General features: G+C 55.3%; 16 protein-coding genes. 10 read left to right on the top strand and 6 right to left on the bottom strand.

The features are described from left to right. Positions 1 to 10 precede the first annotated feature (10 nt). Both AB8B76_RS01105 and AB8B76_RS01100 read right to left on the bottom strand, forming a co-directional pair. Positions 11 to 1,639, bottom strand: coding sequence for a flavin-containing monooxygenase (locus AB8B76_RS01105; protein ID WP_405269024.1), 1,629 nt, complete (start codon positions 1,637 to 1,639; stop codon positions 11 to 13). 93 nt (positions 1,640 to 1,732) lie between these two features. Further along, positions 1,733 to 3,028, bottom strand: coding sequence for an acyl-CoA dehydrogenase family protein (locus AB8B76_RS01100; protein WP_405269022.1), 1,296 nt, complete (start codon positions 3,026 to 3,028; stop codon positions 1,733 to 1,735). Between the two features lie 459 nt (positions 3,029 to 3,487). Here AB8B76_RS01100 and AB8B76_RS01095 point away from each other — a divergent pair, with 459 nt between their 5' ends. The 6 genes from AB8B76_RS01095 to AB8B76_RS01070 all read left to right on the top strand — a co-directional run bounded on the left by AB8B76_RS01095 (position 3,488) and on the right by AB8B76_RS01070 (position 9,233). Next, positions 3,488 to 4,219 (top strand): SDR family oxidoreductase, encoded by a 732-nt coding sequence (locus AB8B76_RS01095; RefSeq protein WP_405269019.1) that lies wholly within the window; start codon positions 3,488 to 3,490, stop codon positions 4,217 to 4,219. Continuing rightward, entirely contained in the window at positions 4,219 to 5,238 is a 1,020-nt protein-coding gene (locus AB8B76_RS01090) for a phosphotransferase family protein (RefSeq protein WP_405269016.1), read from the top strand. The genes AB8B76_RS01095 and AB8B76_RS01090 overlap by 1 nt, the downstream gene beginning before the upstream one ends. 39 nt (positions 5,239 to 5,277) lie before the next feature. Then, the gene (locus AB8B76_RS01085; RefSeq protein WP_405269013.1) at positions 5,278 to 6,894 is read left to right on the top strand and encodes a long-chain fatty acid--CoA ligase; all 1,617 of its coding nucleotides are present in this window, start codon (positions 5,278 to 5,280) and stop codon (positions 6,892 to 6,894) included. A 94-nt stretch (positions 6,895 to 6,988) separates the two neighbouring features. Then, positions 6,989 to 7,570, top strand: a complete 582-nt coding sequence (locus AB8B76_RS01080) for a TetR/AcrR family transcriptional regulator (protein WP_405269010.1) — start codon at positions 6,989 to 6,991, stop codon at positions 7,568 to 7,570. 2 nt (positions 7,571 to 7,572) lie between these two features. Next, on the top strand, positions 7,573 to 8,376 hold the full coding sequence (locus AB8B76_RS01075) for an alpha/beta fold hydrolase (RefSeq protein ID WP_405269008.1): 804 nt from the start codon (positions 7,573 to 7,575) through the stop codon (positions 8,374 to 8,376). A gap of 95 nt (positions 8,377 to 8,471) precedes the next feature. Further along, positions 8,472 to 9,233, top strand: coding sequence for an SDR family NAD(P)-dependent oxidoreductase (locus tag AB8B76_RS01070; RefSeq protein ID WP_405269005.1), 762 nt, complete (start codon positions 8,472 to 8,474; stop codon positions 9,231 to 9,233). 59 nt (positions 9,234 to 9,292) lie between these two features. Here AB8B76_RS01070 and AB8B76_RS01065 read toward each other — a convergent pair whose 3' ends face one another. Both AB8B76_RS01065 and AB8B76_RS01060 read right to left on the bottom strand, forming a co-directional pair. Beyond that, entirely contained in the window at positions 9,293 to 10,648 is a 1,356-nt protein-coding gene (locus AB8B76_RS01065; protein ID WP_405269002.1) for an aminotransferase, read from the bottom strand. A gap of 70 nt (positions 10,649 to 10,718) precedes the next feature. Further along, on the bottom strand, positions 10,719 to 11,618 hold the full coding sequence (locus tag AB8B76_RS01060) for an MBL fold metallo-hydrolase (protein ID WP_405268999.1): 900 nt from the start codon (positions 11,616 to 11,618) through the stop codon (positions 10,719 to 10,721). Positions 11,619 to 11,759: 141 nt separating this feature from the next. Here AB8B76_RS01060 and AB8B76_RS01055 point away from each other — a divergent pair, with 141 nt between their 5' ends. Together AB8B76_RS01055 and AB8B76_RS01050 are read left to right on the top strand one after the other, a co-directional pair. Beyond that, the gene (locus tag AB8B76_RS01055; protein WP_405268997.1) at positions 11,760 to 12,233 is read left to right on the top strand and encodes a (2Fe-2S)-binding protein; all 474 of its coding nucleotides are present in this window, start codon (positions 11,760 to 11,762) and stop codon (positions 12,231 to 12,233) included. Beyond that, complete coding sequence (locus AB8B76_RS01050) at positions 12,230 to 14,452, top strand: molybdopterin cofactor-binding domain-containing protein (RefSeq protein WP_405268994.1); 2,223 nt, start codon at positions 12,230 to 12,232, stop codon at positions 14,450 to 14,452. Before AB8B76_RS01055 ends, AB8B76_RS01050 begins: the two co-directional genes overlap by 4 nt. A gap of 88 nt (positions 14,453 to 14,540) precedes the next feature. On the opposite strand, the gene AB8B76_RS01045 is transcribed toward AB8B76_RS01050, so the two are convergent. Beyond that, positions 14,541 to 16,166 (bottom strand): tRNA-dihydrouridine synthase, encoded by a 1,626-nt coding sequence (locus AB8B76_RS01045; protein ID WP_405268991.1) that lies wholly within the window; start codon positions 16,164 to 16,166, stop codon positions 14,541 to 14,543. A 66-nt stretch (positions 16,167 to 16,232) separates the two neighbouring features. Continuing rightward, entirely contained in the window at positions 16,233 to 17,702 is a 1,470-nt protein-coding gene (locus AB8B76_RS01040) for a protein adenylyltransferase SelO (protein ID WP_405268988.1), read from the bottom strand. Between the two features lie 111 nt (positions 17,703 to 17,813). Here AB8B76_RS01040 and AB8B76_RS01035 point away from each other — a divergent pair, with 111 nt between their 5' ends. Further along, positions 17,814 to 19,757, top strand: a complete 1,944-nt coding sequence (locus tag AB8B76_RS01035; protein ID WP_405268985.1) for an amidohydrolase family protein — start codon at positions 17,814 to 17,816, stop codon at positions 19,755 to 19,757. Between the two features lie 101 nt (positions 19,758 to 19,858). Then, on the top strand, positions 19,859 to 21,169 hold the full coding sequence (locus AB8B76_RS01030; protein WP_405268983.1) for an ACS family MFS transporter: 1,311 nt from the start codon (positions 19,859 to 19,861) through the stop codon (positions 21,167 to 21,169). The last annotated feature ends 4 nt before the right edge of the window (positions 21,170 to 21,173 follow it).

Here is a 21,173-nt window from a genome sequence, read left to right as displayed (position 1 = left end):
AGCCTCTGTATCAACTCGCGAGACGTTGAAACTCCATCTCGGGAAAGCCTGCATCGACGGACTCGCGAAGTTTGTCGTAGTAGACATCGGCGCCGCCAAAGTAAATTAGTACCCGGGGCGTATGCTTTTCTATATTCGCGCCCATCATCCACGAGTGCACCGAGTCACCTTTGTCCATGAGGGTCATCTTGTGCACTTCGGTAACGTGCGCAGACCACTCTTCTTCGGCTTCGATTTTCGGCGCCATGACGTCATAGCCTTCTGCTTCCATCTTCTTGATGCAGTCTGCCGCATACATGGCATTTTGCTCGATGGATGTCGGTAGGTTGGCAAAGGGGGCTTGAGGTCCGGTAATGGTGAAGAGGTTGGGGAAGTCAGCGATGCACATACCCATAATCGCGTTCGACGTTGTGGTCCACTTTTCTTTCAGCGACTGGCCACTCAAGCCTCGGATAGGGAACGCTTCCAGCGCGCCTGTGTAGGCAGCAAAGCCTGTGGCGATAACTATGATATCGAACTCATAGTGATTCTCTGTGGTGCGGATACCCGTTTCGGTAATTTCGACCAAGGGTTCTTTGTCCCGAATGTCTACCAGATGCACATCGTCGCGATTAAACGCCTCTAGATAGCCGTGGTCCAAAGGCGGACGTTTGGCAAAGAGCGGATATTCACCTATTTTCGGTACCAGAAGGTCGGCAATTGCCGGGTCGTTAATACGCTCACGCATTTTTCGAGTAATGAAGCGCGCAGCCACGGTATTGGCCTCTTCGCTGACGAGCAGGTCGTCGAACGTCTCGAAGAACCAACGGAAGCTGCCTTTCCAGTTTTCTTCAAAAATCTTTTCAACTTCGTCAGCCGGAGTATCCATGAGGTTACGTCCGGCGGGACTGTTGAATGCCATACCAAAGCTGTGTCTGCGACACGTTTCAACAATCTCATCGTAGTTGTCTTTGATTTCCTTTTCGCGCTCTGGCGTAACGTCCTCTTGCATGGCGGGCAAAATGAAGTTGGGTGTGCGCTGAAAAACGGTGACGCTTTTAGCGTCTTCAGCCATCGCTGGAGTCATTTGTACCGTCGTGGCGCCAGCACCAATGATTCCAATGCGCTTACCCTTCCATTGAAGATCCTCGGGCCAACGGGACGAATGAAAGATAGGCCCTTTAAAGCTATCCATACCCGGCGTCTTGGGGATGACGGGCTCGGAAATCATGCCCATGGAGCTGATGAGGTACTTACATGAAAAGCTCTCGCCAGCAGCGGTTTTCACTAACCAGTGGCCCTGTTTGGCCTGGTAATCCGCGCTGACAATCTCTGTGTTCAGCTGAATGTCTTTCCACATATCGCACTCATCGGCGACAAAGTGAAAGTAGGAGAGCGCTTCTGACCAGTCAGGATAGCGGCGACTCCATGACCACTTTTGCAACAACTCTTTAGAAAAAGTGAGGCAATAGTAGTAGCTCTCACTGTCTGTCATGGCACCCGGATAGCGATTCCAGGTCCAGGTTCCACCAATATCTGATGCCCGATCGAATACCTTGATCGATAAGCCCGCCTCGCGGATGTAGTGGATGCAGGCTAAGCCTGCAAAGCCAGCGCCAATCGCGATTACGTCATAATCTGCCTTTTGCTGAGACGCCATGATTCTTCTCCTTATACTTTTATCATTGTCTACGCTGTTACTGATGCCCCTGCCTCTATGGGGCGAGCTCCGCTGTCCGCAGTGCGACTTTAATCAAGACTCCAGAAAGTGTCCGTATTTTTTCATGGCTGCTTCGCGCTGAGTTGGGGTGTGGTAACTCGGGAACAGCCCCGGCGCAGGTTCGTAATCGCGCAGCACAGTTCTGGCGACGGTGATTTTGTGCACTTCAGTGGGTCCATCAACTACGCCCAGCTCCGGTATGTCGCCCCACATATACATGAGGGGAATCTCGTCAGACATGCCTAAACTTCCATGCAAATGCATTGCCCGGTATACCACCTCTTGGAGTACTTTGGGCGTTGCAGCCTTTATCGCAGCGATCTCTTTGCGAACTTCGCGGTTGTACTCTTTATGCTTGTCGATCAGCCACGCCGTGTAAAGAACGTGCAATCGATACTGCAAAATCTGCGTGTAGCTGTCGGCGATTTTTTCTTGGGTGAACTGCTTGTCACCCAGCAGCTCGCCTTTGGTGGTTCGGCTGACTGCTCGCTCGCACATCATGTCCATTGCTTTTTTGAGCTTGCCGACGCTGCGCATTGCGTGGTGCACGCGGCCCCCACCCAAACGGGTCTGCGCGACTAAAAACCCCTGACCCTCTTCGCCCAGCAGGTTTTCCGCAGGCACGCGACAGTTGTCAAAGCGGATATACGCGTGAACGCCATCACCCTGCTCGACGTAAGGTCCCACAGCGGAATTACGCAGTATTTCCATCCCCGGCGTGTCTTTCGGCACCAAAATGATCGAGGCTCCTTGGTGGATTGGCTTGTCCGGACTCGTGACCACCATCACCAAGAGAAATTCTGAGAACCGCGCGTGGGATGCAAACCATTTTTCGCCGCTAATGACCCATTCATCACCTTCTTGTGTTGCGGTGCAGGTGAACTCAGCCGGATCGGCGCCAGCTTGGGGTTCGGTCATCGAGTAGCAGGACGCTATGTCACCGTTAAGTAAGGGCGCAAGGAATCGTGCTTTTTGGTCGTCTGTCCCAAACTTTGCCAATATTTCTGCGTTGCCTGAATCTGGTGCTTGGCAGCCAAAAACGCTGGGCCCAAATCGACTGCGTCCCAGTATTTCGTTCATTAGGCCCAGATTGACCTGCCCGTACCCCTGCCCGCCGAGCTCGTGCTCTAAATGGCACGCCCAGAGACCTTTTTCCTTAACGATTTCTTTGAGGGGCGCCATGGCCTTAGCGGCGGGTGAGTTGGGGTCAAAGGGATCCCCGGGACCTCGGAATACCAAATCTAATGGTTCGATTTCCTTTTTTGTGAATTCATCAATCCACGCAAGCGAAGCTTCAAATTCTGCGTCTGTTTCGAAACACCAAGACACTTGTATTCTCCTTATTTATTGTGGCGCTAGAGCCAAATCCGAAGGCTTGGAAGGCCGGTTTATCTCTGTCTCAGCGACCCTGGAAGCAAGCGCCGCTGTTTTCGCCTAGCCATTGTTATAGCATCTTCGTGGCGTCGTTATGTGGTCGCGACACGGCTGTGAACTAGCCACGGCAGTGTGCTAGCCATGACGGTGCACTACCCGTAGGTTCACGGCCCAGAGTCGTGACGCGGGGCGCGCGTGCTACTCGGGAGACAGTGCCTCGCTGCGCACGGTCAGCAAGGTGTTATCCGTAATCAGCCGGATCATCGAAAACTTGAGCGCATCGTCTCCGCTATGCAGCGCTCTTTTGATCAAACTGCGCTTGCTTTAAAACGAGCCTAGTTTAAACTTGCTGAACACAAACAAGCAATAAAAACCAATAATATTTGCCAGGCTGTCACACAGCTAAGGTTTCCTATGAGTAAATCGGGCGTTTGGGTGATCACGGGTGCCTCGCGAGGTATCGGCGCGGCTATAGCAACGCGCGCTGCTGCCGAGGGGGCGAGCGTTGCGCTGCTCGCACGAGGCAGCGACGTGGAGACGGTCGCTGATTCTCTTGGGGACCATGCAATCGCGATCAGAACAGATGTTTCTGATGCCCACTCTGTGGCTGCAGCCTTCGAGCAGATTATCGATCGTTTTGGCACCGTTAATACGGTCGTCAATAATGCAGGCGTGCACCGAGGGGGACGTCTTAAGCGTCTCAGTAAAGAGAACTGGCAGGAAGTTATCGATGTCAATTTAAGCGGTGCTTTGAATGTAGCGCAGGCTGCGGCCCCGCACTTAACCGCGGGCGATAGCCTCATTAATATTGGTGCCGTGGTGGGGTTTCGGGGTTTCCCGGGAGACGTCGCTTACGCCTCGTCCAAGGCCGGCCTCGCCGGCATGACCAAAGCTTTGGCGATTGAGCTTGCGCCCAAAGGCATTACGGTGAATTTGGTGATCCCCGGTTTGGTGTTAACCGAAATGACCCAAGGCCTCACCGAGACCGCGCTGGAGAGTATGCGAGGTCAGATTCCCATGGGTCGTTTTGCAGACCCCTCGGAAATTGCCGATGTTGTGTATTGGGTAAGTAACAGCCGCTACATGACCGGCGCAATCGTGCCAGTGGAAGGTGGCTTGATGTCCAGTTTTGGGATAACCGGCTAGTGTCGCACGAGGCCGAGGAGGTGATCCCCTGGCTGGCGCAAGAGCTGGGCTGGAGTGAGACGAGATTTACCGGCGCACTGGCCGGAGGCAATTCAAATCTGACTTGGCGCTTTGCCTCAGGATCTGAATCCTGCGTAGTGCGCACCTTTCCAGCTGAGACTATTTCGCCCACGGCCCATCGCGGGATCGAGCGAGAAGAGCGTGTGCTGCGGGCCGTGGCGGGCCACGTACGAGCGCCTCGCGTACTTGCGTGGTGCGATGACCTGAGCGTGCTGGGTCGCCCCTTTTTAGTGGTCGAATGTATTGATGGCACAGCCATCACCGACGTCTTGCCCGAAGCTTATGCCGAAGATGACGATGCGGTAAATCGCTTGGGCTGTGAGCTCATTGATCAGCTGGCGGCTATTCATCGAGTGCCTTTCCCCTCGGCCGATCTTGAGGGCCTGGGTCGCCCCGAGAGTTTTTTACAGCGCCAGCTTACGCGGTGGACTGCGGTGCGCGAAAAAACGTTGGTGAGGGCGCTTCCCGAACTATTTTCCCTAGGCCAGTGGCTGGCAGATAACGTTCCTCCGGATTGTGAGCCGAGTCTAATTCATGGGGATTATCATTTGGATAACACCCTGGCTTCTCATCACAAACCAGAAATTCTCGCGGTTATCGACTGGGAGCTTGCAACCGTGGGAGATCCCTATACCGATCTTGGCTTAGCGCTCATGCTCTGGGGTAACGAGCGCCATGCTGATCCGCCGGCGTTTGCTCATCTTCACGCGATTTCAAGGCGCCCCGGGGTGCTGAGTCGTCGTGACTTGGCGCAACGCTGGTCAGAATTGACCGGCAGAGATCTTGCGCATCTGGATTACTACATGGCTTTTTCCTTTTGGCGTCTCGCCGCCATTGTAGAAGGGGCTTACTGCCTCTACGTACAGGGAAAAGTAGATTCTGATTACGCCCGAGACTTGGAGTACAACGTGCCGGCTTTGTTAAAAGAAGCCCAAGAGGCATCCCGTGGAAACTGGTAACAAGATTAGGAGCAAAAACGTGAGCAGTGGAAGGTCCGCATGCTGAGCACCATGATGCATTTGCCCCTGGGGGTGAGTACATTGGCGCGCTTTGGCGCTCGGCATTTTGCGTCAAGTCGCGTCGGCGAATACGACGGGACTCGTATTCAATGGAAAACCTACGCTGATGTAGCAAGTGATGCCGCCCGCCTAGCGCATGCTCTGCAAGCTTTGGGTCTGCAAAGCGGCGACCGGGTTGGCACATTTATGTGGAATAGCGCCGAACATCTGCAGGCGTACCTGGCAGTGCCCGCTATGGGTGGTGTGATGCACACCATAAACTGCCGCCTCGCACCGGAGCACATCAGTTACATCATTAATCACGCCGAGGATCGATATCTTATTGTCGATGGGCGTCTCGAGGCTCTGCTGGTAACGGTGCTACCAGAGCTGCGCTCCGTAGAGAAGATTTTGCTGGTGAATCCGCAGGGAGAGCTCGGGGATGACCCTAGAGTTCTTGACTACTCGACACTGCTTGCCGGGCAGGCCTCGACCTTTGAGTGGCCGGAAACCGATGAGAATCAAGCAGCGGGCATCTGCTACACGAGTGGAACCACTGGAAACCCCAAAGGTGTGGTCTACAGTCAAAAAACGACGTACCTACATGCCCTCGCGTCCCGGGCGGTGGACAGTTTTGGCGTGTGTGAGCGCGACACTATTTTGATGTTGCCCTCAATGTTTCACGCCAATGCGTGGGGGTTTCCCTACAGCGGATGGCTTTCGGGTGCAGATATGGTCATGCCTGGGCCGCACACGCAGCTGTCTCATTTGCTGAACATGATTGAGAGTGCCAAGCCGACGTTGACCGCGATGGTGCCCACGATTCTCGGCGATCTGTTGCGTGCCGATCCAGACACCTGCGCGGATTTAAGCTGTTTTCGGGCGATTGTGTCGGGGGGCTCTGCGGTGCCCTCGTCAATGATTGAGGCCGCTCGTGATCGTTGGGGGGTGCCCGTTATTCAGGGCTGGGGTATGACCGAAACTAGCCCCATGTGTGTCTTGTCGCATCCACCCAAGGATTTAGGTGGCCGCAGCGAAACCTACTGGCGTCTCAAAAGCGGCCGGCCTGTTCCGGGGTTAGAGGTGAGGGTGGTCGATGAGTCCGCCGCGGCTCTGCCTCAAGACGGAAAAACCGTCGGCGAGCTTCAGTTGCGCGGAGCGTGGGTAACGGGCAGCTACCTTCACGCCAATAGCGAAGCATTTAGCGAGGATGGCTGGCTGCGCACTGGCGACATGGGGCATATCGATGATCGAGGGTACGTCCAGCTTACGGACCGTACCAAGGACGTGATTAAGTCTGGAGGCGAGTGGATCTCGTCAGTGGACCTTGAGGATCAGTTGCTTAAGCACGCCGACGTTAGTGAGGTGGCGGTGATCGCCCACGCAGACCCACGATGGCAGGAGCGCCCCTTGGCGATCGTCGTAGCAAAAACTGGCTGCGCTGCCGATCCCAAAGAGCTACGGGAGTTTCTTAAAGGCAAAGTGGCAAAATTTTGGATACCGGAATATTGGTGTCTCACAGATACGATCACTAAAACCAGCGTTGGTAAGATCGACAAAAAAGCATTGCGCGATCAAAATGCTGCGGGCGACCTTACGGTTGATGTGATCACCTAACGTATCTGAATTTAATATGGGGCGGCCTTTGGCGAAACAGCGCGATCAAAGCAAAGCAGAAGGAGTGCTTAACAAGCAAACAGAGCGGAGCGCCTTGTCCGATCGTAAAATGCTTGAGGCCGCGGTAGCACTTGTTAATGAGCGCGGCACTGCAAAGACCACTTTGAAGGATATCGGCGAGATTGCAGGGTACAGCCGGGGTCTTGCGAGCTACCGCTTTGGGTCAAAAGACGGTCTCTGGATGGAGCTGTTCGCGCGCTTTGACGAGTTGTGGAAGTCCCATTTGCGGGAATGCCTGCAAGGCAAGAAAGGACTGGAAGCAATCCGCCTGGCGATTCACGCTCAGCGAGATTTCTTTCAGCGAGAACCACAGTATCTGCGCGCCATGTATATCCTCTGGTACGAGTCCTTAGGTAAAGAATCGGATATTCGAGCGATGCTTGCGGGTCATCATCGTATTTATAGGCGGGATGTTGGTCGTTGGGTGGATACGGGAAAGCAACTGGGGGAGGTGTCTGAGGAGATTGACTCTGAGCAGTTCGCCATAGGCTATTGCTCGTTTATGTTCGGTACGATTTACCAATGGGTGGTGGCTCCTGATTCCTTTGATTTGGAGTTGCAGCTCGCCAATTTTGAAGAGAGCGTAGTGTTTAATTTAACCAAGGGAACACGGTAGCCATGGCATATCTTGAAGTAGAAGGAAGCACCCGCATATATTTTGAAGATCATGGTCGTGGAGATCGGGCCTTAGTCCTCATCCACGGCTGGGGTATGAATAACCGCGTGTGGGACGGTGTTCTGATCCCCTTGTTAGAGGCGGGTCTGAGGGTAGTCACCATCGACCACCGGGGTTGCGGACGCTCTGATCACGACTTTGAGGATCTTAGTATCAAAGCCATCGCATCGGACGTCGCCCAACTGGTGTCGCACCTGGGCATAAAGGAAGTCGTCCTTAACGGTTGGTCCCTGGGGGGCGCTGTGGCGACCCAGGCAGCTCACAACTTGGGCGCTACCTGCGTGGGTCTCGTGCTCACCGCGGGCGCCAGCCCTGTGTATACCCAGAAGCCTGACTTGCAGCTTGGCGGAACCGCTGCCGACGTAGAAGCTACCGTCGGGGCGATTGACGCGGATCGCATCAATTTCTTCGCTGGCCTCGCCCATGCTATCTGCGCCAAGCCTGTCTCAGAGCACGTCACAGACTGGATGGCTCAGAGCTTTATCGACTCTTCCGCGCGAGCCTCCGCCACTTTGGGTGAGCTCGCACATCTGGATCAGCGAGAGATGTTGTTAGCGCTTGATATCCCGGTCTTGTCATTCATTTGCCAGCAAGATGGTTTTGTCGCTTCTGAGATTTCTCAATGGGTAGCGGATAATCACCCTCGGGCCAAGGGAGTGGTGTATGCAGAGAGCGGTCATGCGCCTTTTATCGAGGAACGAGAACCCTATCTTCAGGAGCTACAACAATTTGTTCATTCAATCTAGCGTGCTGGTAACCCAGTAAGTGAAATCTTTTGGTGAGCGGGTAAGTTGAGCAACACACCCATACAGATACCCTAATAACGATAAGGAGAGCATTAATGAGTCAATACAGATTTCCAAAGGGAGTAGCCATCGTTTTTGGTGGATCGGGCGGCTTAGGGGGGGGCGTTGTCGAATTGATGAGCCGTAGTGGCACAGACGTTGCTTTTACTTACTTCAAAAATGAAAAAGCGGCAGGAGAGCTACTAAAAAAGATAGAAGACAATGGACAGCAAGGTATGGCGGCTAGCGTTGATCTTCTGGATATTAGCGCTGTGCAGTCCTTTGTGGACGCCGTGAAAGAGCGCTTTGGAAGAATCCATTCTGTAGTGTTTGCAACGGGGCCCTTTCTCAACATACTCCCGATAATGGACGCGGACCCCAGCGTTTTTTATGAAACCTTGGATACGGATGTAAAAGGTTTCTACCACGTATTACGCGCAGTCGTTCCTGCGCTTCGAGAAAGTGGTGGCTCGATCACTGCGCTCACCACCGCAGCCATCCATAAATATATTAGCACTGACGGGTTGTCTTCGATTCCCAAAGCGGGCGTTCAGCATTTGTGTACCGCTATCGCCCGAGAGGAGGGGCAGCATGGCATTCGAGCCAACTGCGTAGCTGTTGGGCTTATAGCTATTGGTTTGTCCCAAGAAATCGAGTCACCCCCGGGAGGTATCCTTGACCAGTGGATGCAACAGGTGCCGTTGTCTCGAGCAGGCGCACCGGATGAGCTCTTTGACACGGTCGTGTTTCTTGCATCGGAAAACGCAGGCTATATTAGCGGGCAGTCGTTGCCCGTAGATGGTGGCTACTCAGCCTAAAAAGCTTTCAAACCATCATGGGACTGTTCATTTGGTTTGATTGAGACTAAGGCAGCGGCCTAACTGGCCGCTTTTAAAAGACCTTCGCTGTGCACGTGCTCCAGCGTCGCATCCAGGCCAATGGCTAACTTGTCCGTCAGCTCATCGATCTGCGCCTCGGTGATAATCAGCGGAGGGCATAGCGCAAACGCCGTTCCTGCTACGGGACGGCCGATAAGACCCGCTTCGGCGCAGGCGTTGGTTAAAAAGCCCGCTACCGACGGTGGAAACCCTTCTCCCGTTGATTTGTCGCTCACAAGCTCAAGGGCAGCCAGCAAGCCTTTACCGCGAACTTCGCCGACCAGCGGATGCTCAGCAAAGGACGCCAATTTTTCTTGCAGATAGGCACCGGTCTTTGCGGCCTTCTCAAAAATGTTATCCCGCTCGTAGATCTCAAGCGTCTTTAGAGCAACCGCACAGCCCAGCGGGTGACCGGAGTAGGTATAGCCGTGACCGAAAACGCCGACCTCGGATACTGGTTCTACTAAAGCTTCGTAGATGTCGCCGCGAACAACCGATGCGCTAATGGGCACGTAAGCAGAGGACAACTGCTTGGCGAGCGTCATGAGGGCAGGGTTTTCGATGTTCATGGTGGTGCAGCCAAAATCGTTGCCCGTGCGTCCAAAGCCACAGATCACCTCGTCAGCCCAGAACATGATGTCGTGTTTGTTCAACAGTGCCTGTACTTTTTCGTAGTACCCGGCGGGGGGCACGATAACGCCGCTGGCACCGGTAATGGGTTCGGCGAGGAATGCAGCAATAGTGTCAGGGCCCTCGGCCAAAATAAGGTTCTCGAGGTTGTCAACGATACGATCCACAAAAGCCCCTTCACTCTCGCCAGGGTTGCGGCCTTTGTAGTAGTGGGGGTGGTCTGTGCGCAAAATGCCCAGCGCATCTACCGGTGCATCAAAGTGAGTAAGGTTCGCGGGTAAGCTGGTCAGCGCCCCTGAGGCAACGGTTACGCCGTGATAACCGCGCTCTCGAGTGATGATCTTGCGCTTCTCAGGCCTGCCCGTAGCGTTGGCGTAATAGCGCAAAATCTTGATAAAGGTGTCGTTGGCATCGCTGCCAGAGTTACCAAAGAATATCTTGGCATTCTCTACGGGCACCATGTCGCGAATTTTGTCCGCCAAGGCCATCATCATCGGGTGCGTCTTGCCACCGAAGGCGTGGTAGTAAGACAGCTGGCCCATTTGTGCCGTGGCGGCGTCGATGAGTTCTTGATTACCGTAGCCCAGAGACGTGCACCAAAGCCCTGCTAATCCCTCAAGATACTGCTTGCCCTTATTGTCGTAGACATAAACACCTTCGCCCCGTTCTACGACGATCTGTTCGGTGGCCTTAAAATTTGTAGTGGGGTAGATGACATTAGTCATGGGGCTTACCTCTTTTCTTAGCCGTGTATCAGCTAGGCTTTAACGTTTTGGCAACACTTTATCAGCAAATTTAAAGCGGCTGCAGCCCACTGTCGAGAGCGGCAGCGTAGTCATGGGCCACTACAACTTCGATATCTGACTTTTCATCCATCGCCGCAAACCACAGACGCAGCATTTCTGTGCGCGCTGTGTTCTCCGGTACAAAGAGATTGCTGTAGAGCCAACCTTTGCCCGTGTTGCTTAGCAGCATGCTCTTCACATTGGAGATGTCGCCACTCATCAGCCACAGGGTGCGGTCTACCGAAACAGCAAATAGGGTAGAACCTGGTGTGTGTCCTCCAAGTCCGACGATGCCCAGGCCCGGGAAGTCACTGTGCGTGAGCAATCCTTCGCCTTGAAGGATCACCGGCTCAAGGCAAGAGCCCTCAAGCTGGCGCGCACTGTCGACCGTGTGCAAGTTGTGCTGAGTAGCCTGCCACAGCGTCTGATAACTCCGAGCTCCGTCGCCCCGCTCGGCGCAGAATGCTTCAATCCCCTGTACATGATCCTCATGAAGGTGGGTGAAGCCAACACCGTCTACTGTCTCGAGCTTGTCTTCAAGGAGCTCAGGCGTGCTGCCCTCGAAAGCTACCGGCCCCATGCCCGGTGCGAGTTTGGCAATGAGCTTTGCAAATTCTTCGCTGGTGGGCTGATCCATCGCCGCGTCGATCATGAATCGTCGACCGTCCGGCCATTCGATGACGACCACCGAATGATTCAAGTCGCGGTCCGGGCCGCTCTGCGACGAAGACCGGGCTATTCGGATTGAGACCGGACCGCCCGGGGTGGTTTCGAGGGCGCGCAGTTCCTGCTCGGTAGGTAGTGCGGGCTCGATACCCCGGATCTGAACATGGGCAGGGCCCAGATAAACCGCCAAGCCAACGACGGCCAGTACCAGTACACCGATAGTTATTCTCAAAAGCCAACGCATGATTGGATTCTCTTGTCCAAATAATAATCGCAGGCTAACACGCGCTGCAGGCTTGGAGGATGCACTGGCGCAGGCTGTATTTTTTGCCCACTGCGCTATAGTCTGGTGAGTCTTGGTAAGTCGCCCACAGAGGAACGCAGCATGCTCAAATTAATGGTTAACGGTAAGTCCATGGAGGCGGACGCTGATCCCAGCACGCCGCTGTTGTGGGTGTTGCGAGATCATCTGGCTCTCACAGGCACTAAGTACGGCTGTGGTATTGCCCAGTGCGGCGCCTGTACTGTGCACATAGACGGCAAGGCCATGCGTTCTTGCGTCTATCCTGCGAGCGCAGCTGAGGGCAAAGAAATTACCACTATCGAGGGTCTCTCTGAGGATGCGAGTCATCCCGTACAGCAGGCCTGGGTAGAGATCGACACTCCCCAGTGTGGCTACTGTCAGCCAGGCATGATTATGGCCGCCTCTGCCTTGTTGGCTGAAGTGCCCAATCCCAGCGATGAAGACATTAACCAGCGGATGACCAACATCTGTCGTTGCGGGACGCTGCCTAGAGTCCGAGAAGGTATCCATCGGGCTGCGGCCATCGCCAGTGGTGAAAAGGGAGCGCAGTCATGAATCTCAAAAAGCTTCTCGGTGAGACAGACCCGCACGACCTAGAACAGCCGGGCGCGTCCGGTGTAGTCAATATTAGTCGTCGCCGTTTTGTTGTCGGATCGGCAGCGGCGGGCGCAGGCCTCATGGTGGCTATGCAATTACCCCTTGGCAGTGCCAGCGCGGTCGCTCAGGACGGAGCAACCGAAGTTAATGCCTGGGTGCTTATTGATCCCGACGACACCGTAACCATTCGGATCGCCCGCGCGGAAATGGGTCAGGGTACGCTCACGGGCCTTGCTCAGATGGTGGCAGAAGAACTGGAGTGCGACTGGAATAAGGTGAGTTGGGAGTTCGCATCGCCCGCTGAAAGCCTCGCGCGTAAACGGGTCTGGGGCAGTTTTGCCACCGGCGGCAGTCGAGGGATCAGAGGGAGTCATCAGTACGTCCGAGAGGGTGGAGCGTTAGCTCGGGAGCTGCTAATCGCCGCGGCGAGTAAAGAGTGGGGAGTGCCTGCAGCGGAATGTTCAGCCAAGAGCAGTGTTGTGACTCACGGCCCCAGCGGCGCGACGATGACTTATGGAGAGCTGGCTGCAACGGCAGCGACGATGAGCGCACCGGATTCTGTCACTCTCAAAGACCCCAAGGATTGGACCCTCATCGGCACGCCTGCTGCGCGGCTCGATACCCAAGACAAGGTCAACGGAAAACTACAGTACGGCGCTGATGTCATGCTGCCGGGCATGTTGCATGCCGCTATTCATGCCTGCCCGGTACACACAGGCAAGCGCAGCAGCTTTGATGACAGTGCAGCCAAGTCGATGCCAGGTGTGCGAGCGGTTGTGGCCGTGAGTGACAACGCAGTGGCTGTTGTTGCCGATAGTTGGTGGCAGGCTAAAACCGCCTTGGATGCGGTCACCATCGAGTGGGAGACCGGTGAAGACGGTAAAGTCACCAGCGAAAGCATCAAGCAAATGCTTGAAGAGGGGCTCGGCGCTGATGACGCTTTTGTAGGCAACGAGCATGGCGATGCAAAAGCAGCGCTGGCCAAATCCAGTAACACCTTGACCGCCGATTACAGCTATCCCTTCCAGAATCACGCGCCCATGGAGCCCATGAACACTACCGCACTCTGGACCGAAGAACGCTGTGAAGCCTGGGTGCCCACGCAGAACGGCGAAGCAGCGCTGGAAGCTGTAGCGACTGCAGCAGGCCTGTTTCCCGAGCAGTGTGAAGTCCACCGGATGATCCTTGGGGGAGGGTTTGGTCGTCGCGGCGCCCACGACTTTGTAGGGCAGGCAGTAGAGATTGCCAAACAGATGCCAGGCACGCCGGTGAAGTTGCTATGGAGTCGCGAAGAAGACCAGCGCCGGGGTTATTACCACCCGGTAACTCGCAGTCGTATGACAGCATCTATGGACGACGACGGGAAGCTTGACGCGCTTCACGTACGTATTTCGGGTCAATCGATTCTCGCGTTCTTTAGACCAGCCCTTGGCGAGCCCGAGAAAGATCCCGTGGTCTTCCAGTCCATGGCGCCCGAGGGCGATCACGCCATGATCTACTCGGTGCCTAACCTCCTTGCTGATCACGCCATGCGCAATACCCACCTGCGGCCGGGATTCTGGCGCGGCGTGAACATCAACCAAAACGTTTTCTACATGGAGAGTTTTGTTGATGAGCTGGCACGCAAAGCGGGTGCGGACCCCCTCGACTATCGTCGGGACTTACTGAGCGAAAGCCCCTTAGCCCTTGCCGTTCTTGAAGAGGTTGCCAAGAAAGCAGGGTGGGGCAGAGAAATGCCCGAAGGGCACGGCTTGGGTCTTGCGGTCTGCAAGGCCTTTGGCAGTTACGTTGCTGGTTGTGCGGAAGTCGCCGTGGTCGATGGCAAGCTTCAGATGAAGAAGATCTGGGCGGCTACGGATCCAGGCTTTGCGGTTAATCCGCAGCAGATTGAAGCACAGGTCGGAGGTTCCTTTGTGTATGGCCTAAGCGCGGCGCTGTACGGCGAGTGCACCGTAGAAGAGGGCCGTGTCGTGGAAGAAAATTTCGACAGCTATCCGTCACTCAAGTTGGCAGAGATGCCCGAGGTGGAAGTTAGCGTTATGCCATCGGGAGGCTTCTGGGGCGGGGTGGGAGAACCCACCATCGCGGTAGCGGCACCGGCAGTGCTCAACGCGGTCTACGCCGCTACTGGTGTTCGAATCCGGCATTTGCCCGTTAAGGATCAGGCCCTCGTTTAAGGCGGAGGCCTGATTAAGAACAGCAGCCTGGCATTACCCCCAGGCTGCTGTTCGTTGTGCAGCGGCTCGTCTCTTGCCCTGTGATCTTTTAAGGGTTCAGGTCGCTAAGAAAGGGCCCGTCGACGCAGATTCGTCGCCCATCGGGCGTCGCACAGGCGCCGCAGATACCCACACCACACTTGGTCATGTAATCCACCGCGCTTAGGATTTGCTCTTCGGCGACAAACTCCCGTTCAACGGCGATGGCTGCGCGCACCATGGGCTCGGGTCCGCAGTTGTAAAACACGAGTTTCTTAAGTTCGTCGGCACTCATGCCCGCCAGTCGCTCGCGCAGCATCTCGGTGACGCGACCGTGGTAACCACGGCTGCCGTCGTCGGTGGCTACGTGTACTTCGGCAACCTCGGCGCATTCGTCCAGGAAGTACAGACGCTCTTCGCTGCGAGCCCCGACAAAGAACTCGGAGTTCCCAAAATCCCGGGCAATCTGATACACCGCCGCTAATCCTGTACCTCCGGCAACGGCCATGATGTGAGCGCCTTCCGGCGGTGACACAGGCACACCGTGGGGACCGCGCACATAGGCCTCGGTTCCCATCGGAAGATCCATCAGTGCGTGGGTGAAATGGCCCACATCAATCACAACAAGAGTGAAGGGATCATCGACCAACGCTGAGAAGGGCTTTTCACCCAGCCCGGGAATCCACAAATAAATGAACTCGCCCGCTTGAATATTGATAGGGCGGTCGAAGGTGAGGAGCGCTATGTCTTCGCAAACCCGCTGATTCTTTACCAGTGTCACGGGTTCAAAGTTCATATCGATGTCGTAGCGGATCATTGCCTCGGCGAATCCGCTGTTGTTGGATAGATCCTTCTCTAACTGCCTGAAATAGCTGCCGATTTCTTCGCTATTCATTCCTGTCAGCGCAGAACCTACGCCAATAACATTCGCTCCGGCTCGCATGGCAGCGTCGACATCCGAGGCGCTGGAAAAGCCTCCGCATCCCACAATAGGCAGGTCGCTTACTTCGCGAATCTCACGAATACACTTCAGCGCGATAGGCAAAACCCCTTTACCGGACATGCCGCCAACGCCGTTGGAGAGTACGGCCTCTCCATGGGAGCTTGTGTAGCCGGGACCCACGGTGTTGATGGCGCAAAATCCGTCGGCTCCGGCATCGGCCGCAGCTTTAGCGATGGCACCGATATCGGGCGTATTGGGCGTAAGCTTGGGAATAACGGGAACATCCACGGCCGCCTTTACCGCTGCCACAATCTCTGCAACTACCACCGGATCTTGTCCCATAGCCATGCCATAGCCGCTGGCGTGAGGGCAGGACAAGTTCAGTTCTAATCCATCGGAGTGGGGGGCCAATAACTTGGCTACCTCTACGAACTCCTCGACGCTGCCGCCAAAAATTGAGGTCAGTAAAAAGCGATCATCGGGAATTTTGAGATCCTTGATACCGGCCAGTGCGGCCTCGGCGCCAGGGTTTGTCAGGCCGACGGCGTTTACAAAGCAGCCTGGCGCGTACTGGGAATACACGGGCTCTCGATTTCCAGTCTTGGGAGCCAGACCAATACTCTTGGTCGTTATGACGCCAATCTGCGGTACCCGGTCAAAAAAGTACTGAATGATTGACGGCGCCGTGGTCACAATGCCTGAGGGTATTGTGAAGGGGCCCGAGAGGGTTTTACCAAAAAATTCGATGCTCAACGCCTGTGCCTTTCAAATTGCGAGGGTGACTGATGGGTTGCGACTAATTATACGGGGCGCGTCGCCTCAGGTCCCGCAGAAGGTACGCATAACCCGTTCCTGGGGTTTGGCAGGCAGTGCCAAATCACTATCCATAGCCGCGTAGTGTGCGGGGTTCTCGAGCCTCACCACCAAACGATGAAACAGCTCATAGTTGCCCGTCTCGCCTTCTTCAATGGCGCGCTGAATCAGGTGATTGCGGGGAATGAAGGCGGGGTTCGCAGCAAACATACGGCCTTGCTTTTCTTCTGCCTTGCCAGCCTCGGCTTGTTGCCGTTGCGCCCACAGCGGCAGCCATTCCAGAAGCTTTTGTCCCGGCTTGAAGAGGGCTCCCGCGCCGGTGTGGGCGCCTCCGGGGTTAATTTCGTCCGCCAAGAACCGAAACGCTAGAGTGAAGTCTGCTTGGTCTTCCTGAAGAGCGGCAAACAGATCGTCAGCGAGGGTCATGTCTGTTCCAGCCAATTCCCCGAGACCTAGTTTATTGGCCAGGCCTTTCTGATAGGCCTCCTCAAACAACGGTGTGAATCTTGACAGGGCGCCTTTTGCTTCTTCTACCGCTGCGTCCGTATCATCATTGATGAGCGGCAAAAGTGCCTCTGCGAGGCGCGCAAGATTCCATTGCGCTATGCCCGGTTGGTTACAGTACGCGTAGCGGCCCTGCTGATCGATGGAACTGAACAAGGTCTCTGGATGGAACTCCTCCATAAACGCGCAGGGCCCATAGTCGACGGTCTCTCCGCAGAGGAGCATGTTGTCGGTGTTCATGACGCCGTGCACAAAGCCGAGTAATTGCCATCTTGCGATGAGCTTTGCCTGGGCGGCGATAACCGCCTCCAGCAGCGCTAAGGCGGGCTTCTCTGCAGCTACTTTGTCAGGATAGTGACGCTCTAAGACATAGGATACGAGGGTGGCCAAGGACTGGCGATCTTCTCTGGCGGCAAAGTACTGCATGGTACCCACTCTCAAGTGACTGGAGGCGACCCGGGTAAGTACCGCGCCGGGCTCTACGCCATCACGCATTACGCGTTCACCCGTGGTGACTGCGGCTAATGCCCGAGTCGTAGGTACGCCCAGCGAAGCCATCGCCTCGCTAACGATGTATTCACGAAGTACGGGTCCCAGAGGCGAGCGTCCATCACCTCCGCGAGACCAATCCGTCCGCCCGCTGCCTTTTAACTGCAGGTCGTAGCGATGCTGATGCTGATCTACCACTTCACCGAGTAAAACCGCTCGGCCATCACCCAACTGAGGGTTGAAATGACCAAATTGATGGCCGGCGTAAGCAGCGGCAACGGGATTAGATCCTTCAGCTACGCGATTCCCCGCCAGAACTTCAATACCCTCTTGAGAACCAAGCCACTGCGGATCAATCCCTAGCTGCGTCGCCAGACTGTCGTTGACGCGTATCAGTGACGGCGCTTTAACCGGATCCGTCTCCTGCACGGTACTAAAGGGTGATCCCAGAGCGGCAAAGCTGTTATCAAAAGGGATGGGCATAGAGGCTCCAAAGAATTGCCAACTAAATAGGCTTGGTTTGTTTGGGCAGCATGGTTACCCTTCTTTGCTCTCACGGCAACTATGGTCGTAGGAACAGACAGGAGACTGAGCGTGCAGTTGGTGGATCAAGGCGGGAAAGACGAACTCAATCCGGAAAATGAGAAAGACTGGCAAGAAAAGGTCGACGACTTTAGCTGGGATGTTCTGTTTAGAAACGCCACAGTGTTTGACGGCAGCGGAGAGCCCCCAAGGCGCATGGATATTGCGGTACGTCGCGGACGCATTGCGGCCAAAGGCACGGCGCTACCGGAGGGACCTGCACGGCGCACCATCGACGCCACAGGCCAGTGGTTAATGCCCGGGCTTTTGGATATCCACACTCATCTCGATCTGGAAGTGGATCTTGACCCACGGCTCACGGAAGTCGTGCGTCACGGCACCACGACCGTGCTCTTTGGTAATTGCAGTCTGGGTACCTGCTTTGGTCACCAGCGGGATGACAGCGGGCAGGACCCGATTGTCGACTGCTTTACCCGCGTCGAGAACATCCCCAAGCCCGTGTTGCGCAAGTGCGTGGATGCCATCAGCTGGTCGGACACCGGTGGCTACATGGACCACTTTGCCGACATGCCTCTTGGGCCCAATGTCGGAGCCTTTGTTCCTCACTCTATGCTCCGTGTTGAAGTCATGGGCATGGAGGCCGCGATTAGTCGCGATCCTACAGAGCAGGAATATCAGGAAATGGAGTCGATACTCGACCGTGCCATGGAGCAGGGTTACCTGGGCTTATCAACGGACGGGCTGCCTTTTCATTACCTGTCCAACGAGCCCCACACGGATAAGCGTATTCCCACACAGTTTGCAGGATTCAAAGAATTGCGCCGATTGATGAAGGTGGTGCGTAAGCACAACAGGGTTTGGCAGACCACACCGATCATCGAGAACCGCGCTACTGCACTTATGTATTTCACCCTGACCAGCGGTCGTTTGTTTAAGAAGACCCTCAAGGTATCAGCGCTGTCGGCTATGGAACTCGTGCTGGCGCCGCGCGCTACCAAGGCCTTTTTGGGCTTTGCCAAACTCATGAACAGCTGGCTATTTAAGGGCAGTCTGCATTTTCAGGCCTTGGGCACTAACTTTCGTGTGTGGTCTGACGGCATTGTCAGCCCTCTCTATGAGGAACTTCCCTCCACGGCGCAGCTGATTGCTCTTGAGTACGATGATGTCGAGGGGCGTCATGCACTGATGCACGATCCCCAGTGGGTAGCGCAGTTTCGCGATGACTGGATGCATGGCCGCACCGGTGGGGACTGGGCAAGCTTCAAAGCGAAACTGGGTATGCCGGACCATCTCGTGATTCGTGATCTTCACCGCCTTGTCTTTGACGGAGCGCCGGTATCCGATTGGGACGGTGAATCCTTCGATAAGGTTCATGAGCGTTTGCTGGGCTTCATGGATGGAGACAGCGCTCAAGCTCGATCTGATGCCGAGCGCGAGGCTTTCGCTTCTCTTGAAGTGCGACCCGAGACCGACGCGGACTTTATGCTTTTTCTTATGCGCCGCTACGACAAGGGTTTTCGCTATTGGGCGGATGTTTCCAATATCGATAATCGGGCGACCATGGATTACCTCATGCACCCTCAGGCGCTACCTGGCTTCAATGACTCCGGTGCGCACCTTACCAACATGGCGTTCTTTGATGGCAACCTGATGTCTCTGAAACTTGCTCAGCAGCAAGGGGATGCCATGGTCGCAAAAATGGTGAAGCGGCTTACGAGGGAGCCAGCAGAGTTTTTCAACATTGATGTGGGGACACTGGATCTCGGTGCTCAAGCAGATCTGGTACTGATTGATCCCGAGGTTCTTAAGGATTGGGACTGTAACGATACCCGGGAGTATGTATTCAGGGACCTGTTCGGTCATCACCAAATGGTTAATCGGCCTCCCGCTATCGTCAGAGAAGTGATGATTCGTGGAGAGCTTGTTTGGGAGGATGGCGAGTTCACCCAGACACTGGGCGAAGAAACCTTGGGCAGGGCGCTGCGCGCTGCCTAAACTGTATGCCGAAAAGCAGTGACGCTCCTGCTTGTGTGTACTATCCGTGAATAATCTATAAATCGAGACCAACTTCGCGTTGGTCAACGGGGAGAGTACCGATGACGCAATCTGAGTTGGCGCGGGGATTTGGACGGCCGTCGCAGTGGCCCAAGCGACACGTTCTGATCGGCCTGTGCTTTTTTGCGACGTTTATCTGTTACATAGACCGCGTCAACATCTCGGTCGCTATCATTCCCATGGCCGAAGAATTCGGCTGGTCGGCGACCACCAAAGGCTACGTGCTGTCGTCCTTTTTTGTCGGCTATTTGCTCGCCATGATTCCCACAGGATGGCTGGCAAACCGCTTCGGTGGCAAGTTGCTTTTGGGCGGCGCGTTGATCGGTTGGTCGCTGTTTACCTTTCTGACACCCATCGCGGCCGGTGTGTCCCTCAGTGCACTGCTTATTACCCGCGTATTGATGGGTATGGGGGAGGCCGCCAGTTTCCCCGGTGTCTATAATCTGCTGGGACGCTGGATTCCGAAAGCCGAGAAGTCCCGTGCCGCTGCCGTAAACCTTACGGGCATCCCCTTGGGCACCATCTTTGCTCTGTCGACTACTGGGCTATTGGTCAATGCCTATGGCTGGCAAAGCGTGTTTTATGTATTCGGTGGTGCCGGGCTCTTATTCGCAATTGTCTGGCTCAAATTTGTACACGCGAAGCCGTCTCTGCACCCTACGATTTCAGCGCAAGAGGCGGCCTTGTTAGCGGAGCTCGAAGACAGCGAGGAAGAGGAGAAGGCTCCTATACCCTGGTCGCTGTTTCTGCGACATCCGGCTATTTGGGCGCTCATCATTAACCATTTTTGCGCGAACTGGACCCTGTATCTTTTTCTCGCCTGGCTCCCCAGCTATTTTCGTGACGTACAAGAGTTGTCCATCGCCGGATCAGGTTTGTTTGCGATTGGGCCGTGGGTTTGCCAGTTCGTAGGCGGCAACTTGTCTGCTTATGTCGCCGATCGGTGGATTGCCGGGGGCAAGAGCGTGACCTTTGTCCGTAAATTTATGCAGTGTGGCGGGCTTATCGGCGGTGCAGTGATGCTGTTGCTTGCCGCCCAGGCGACCACACCGGGTATGGCGTTGTTCACGCTCTGCGCTGCGTTTGGCGTGTCTTCCATGGCCTGGGCAGGATTTGCCTGCAACCACCTGGATGTAGCCCCCAAGCATGCCGACGTGCTCTTCAGCATCACCAATATTGGCGGCACTTTGCCAGGCATCATCGGCGTGGCCTTGACCGGTATGCTGGTAGATTTGACGGGGGGTTACACTGCAACCTTTGTAGTTGCTGCAGGTATCAATATTTTTGGCGCCATTGTATGGCTGTTGTTTGCTACCGGCGAGCCTATCCTGGCTGAAGCTGACAAAGACTGACTCT

The sequence above is a fragment of the Congregibacter sp. genome, from assembly GCF_045107095.1.
GTDB lineage: Bacteria > Pseudomonadota > Gammaproteobacteria > Pseudomonadales > Halieaceae > Congregibacter.
This window is presented reverse-complemented; position numbering and strand designations above follow the sequence as displayed.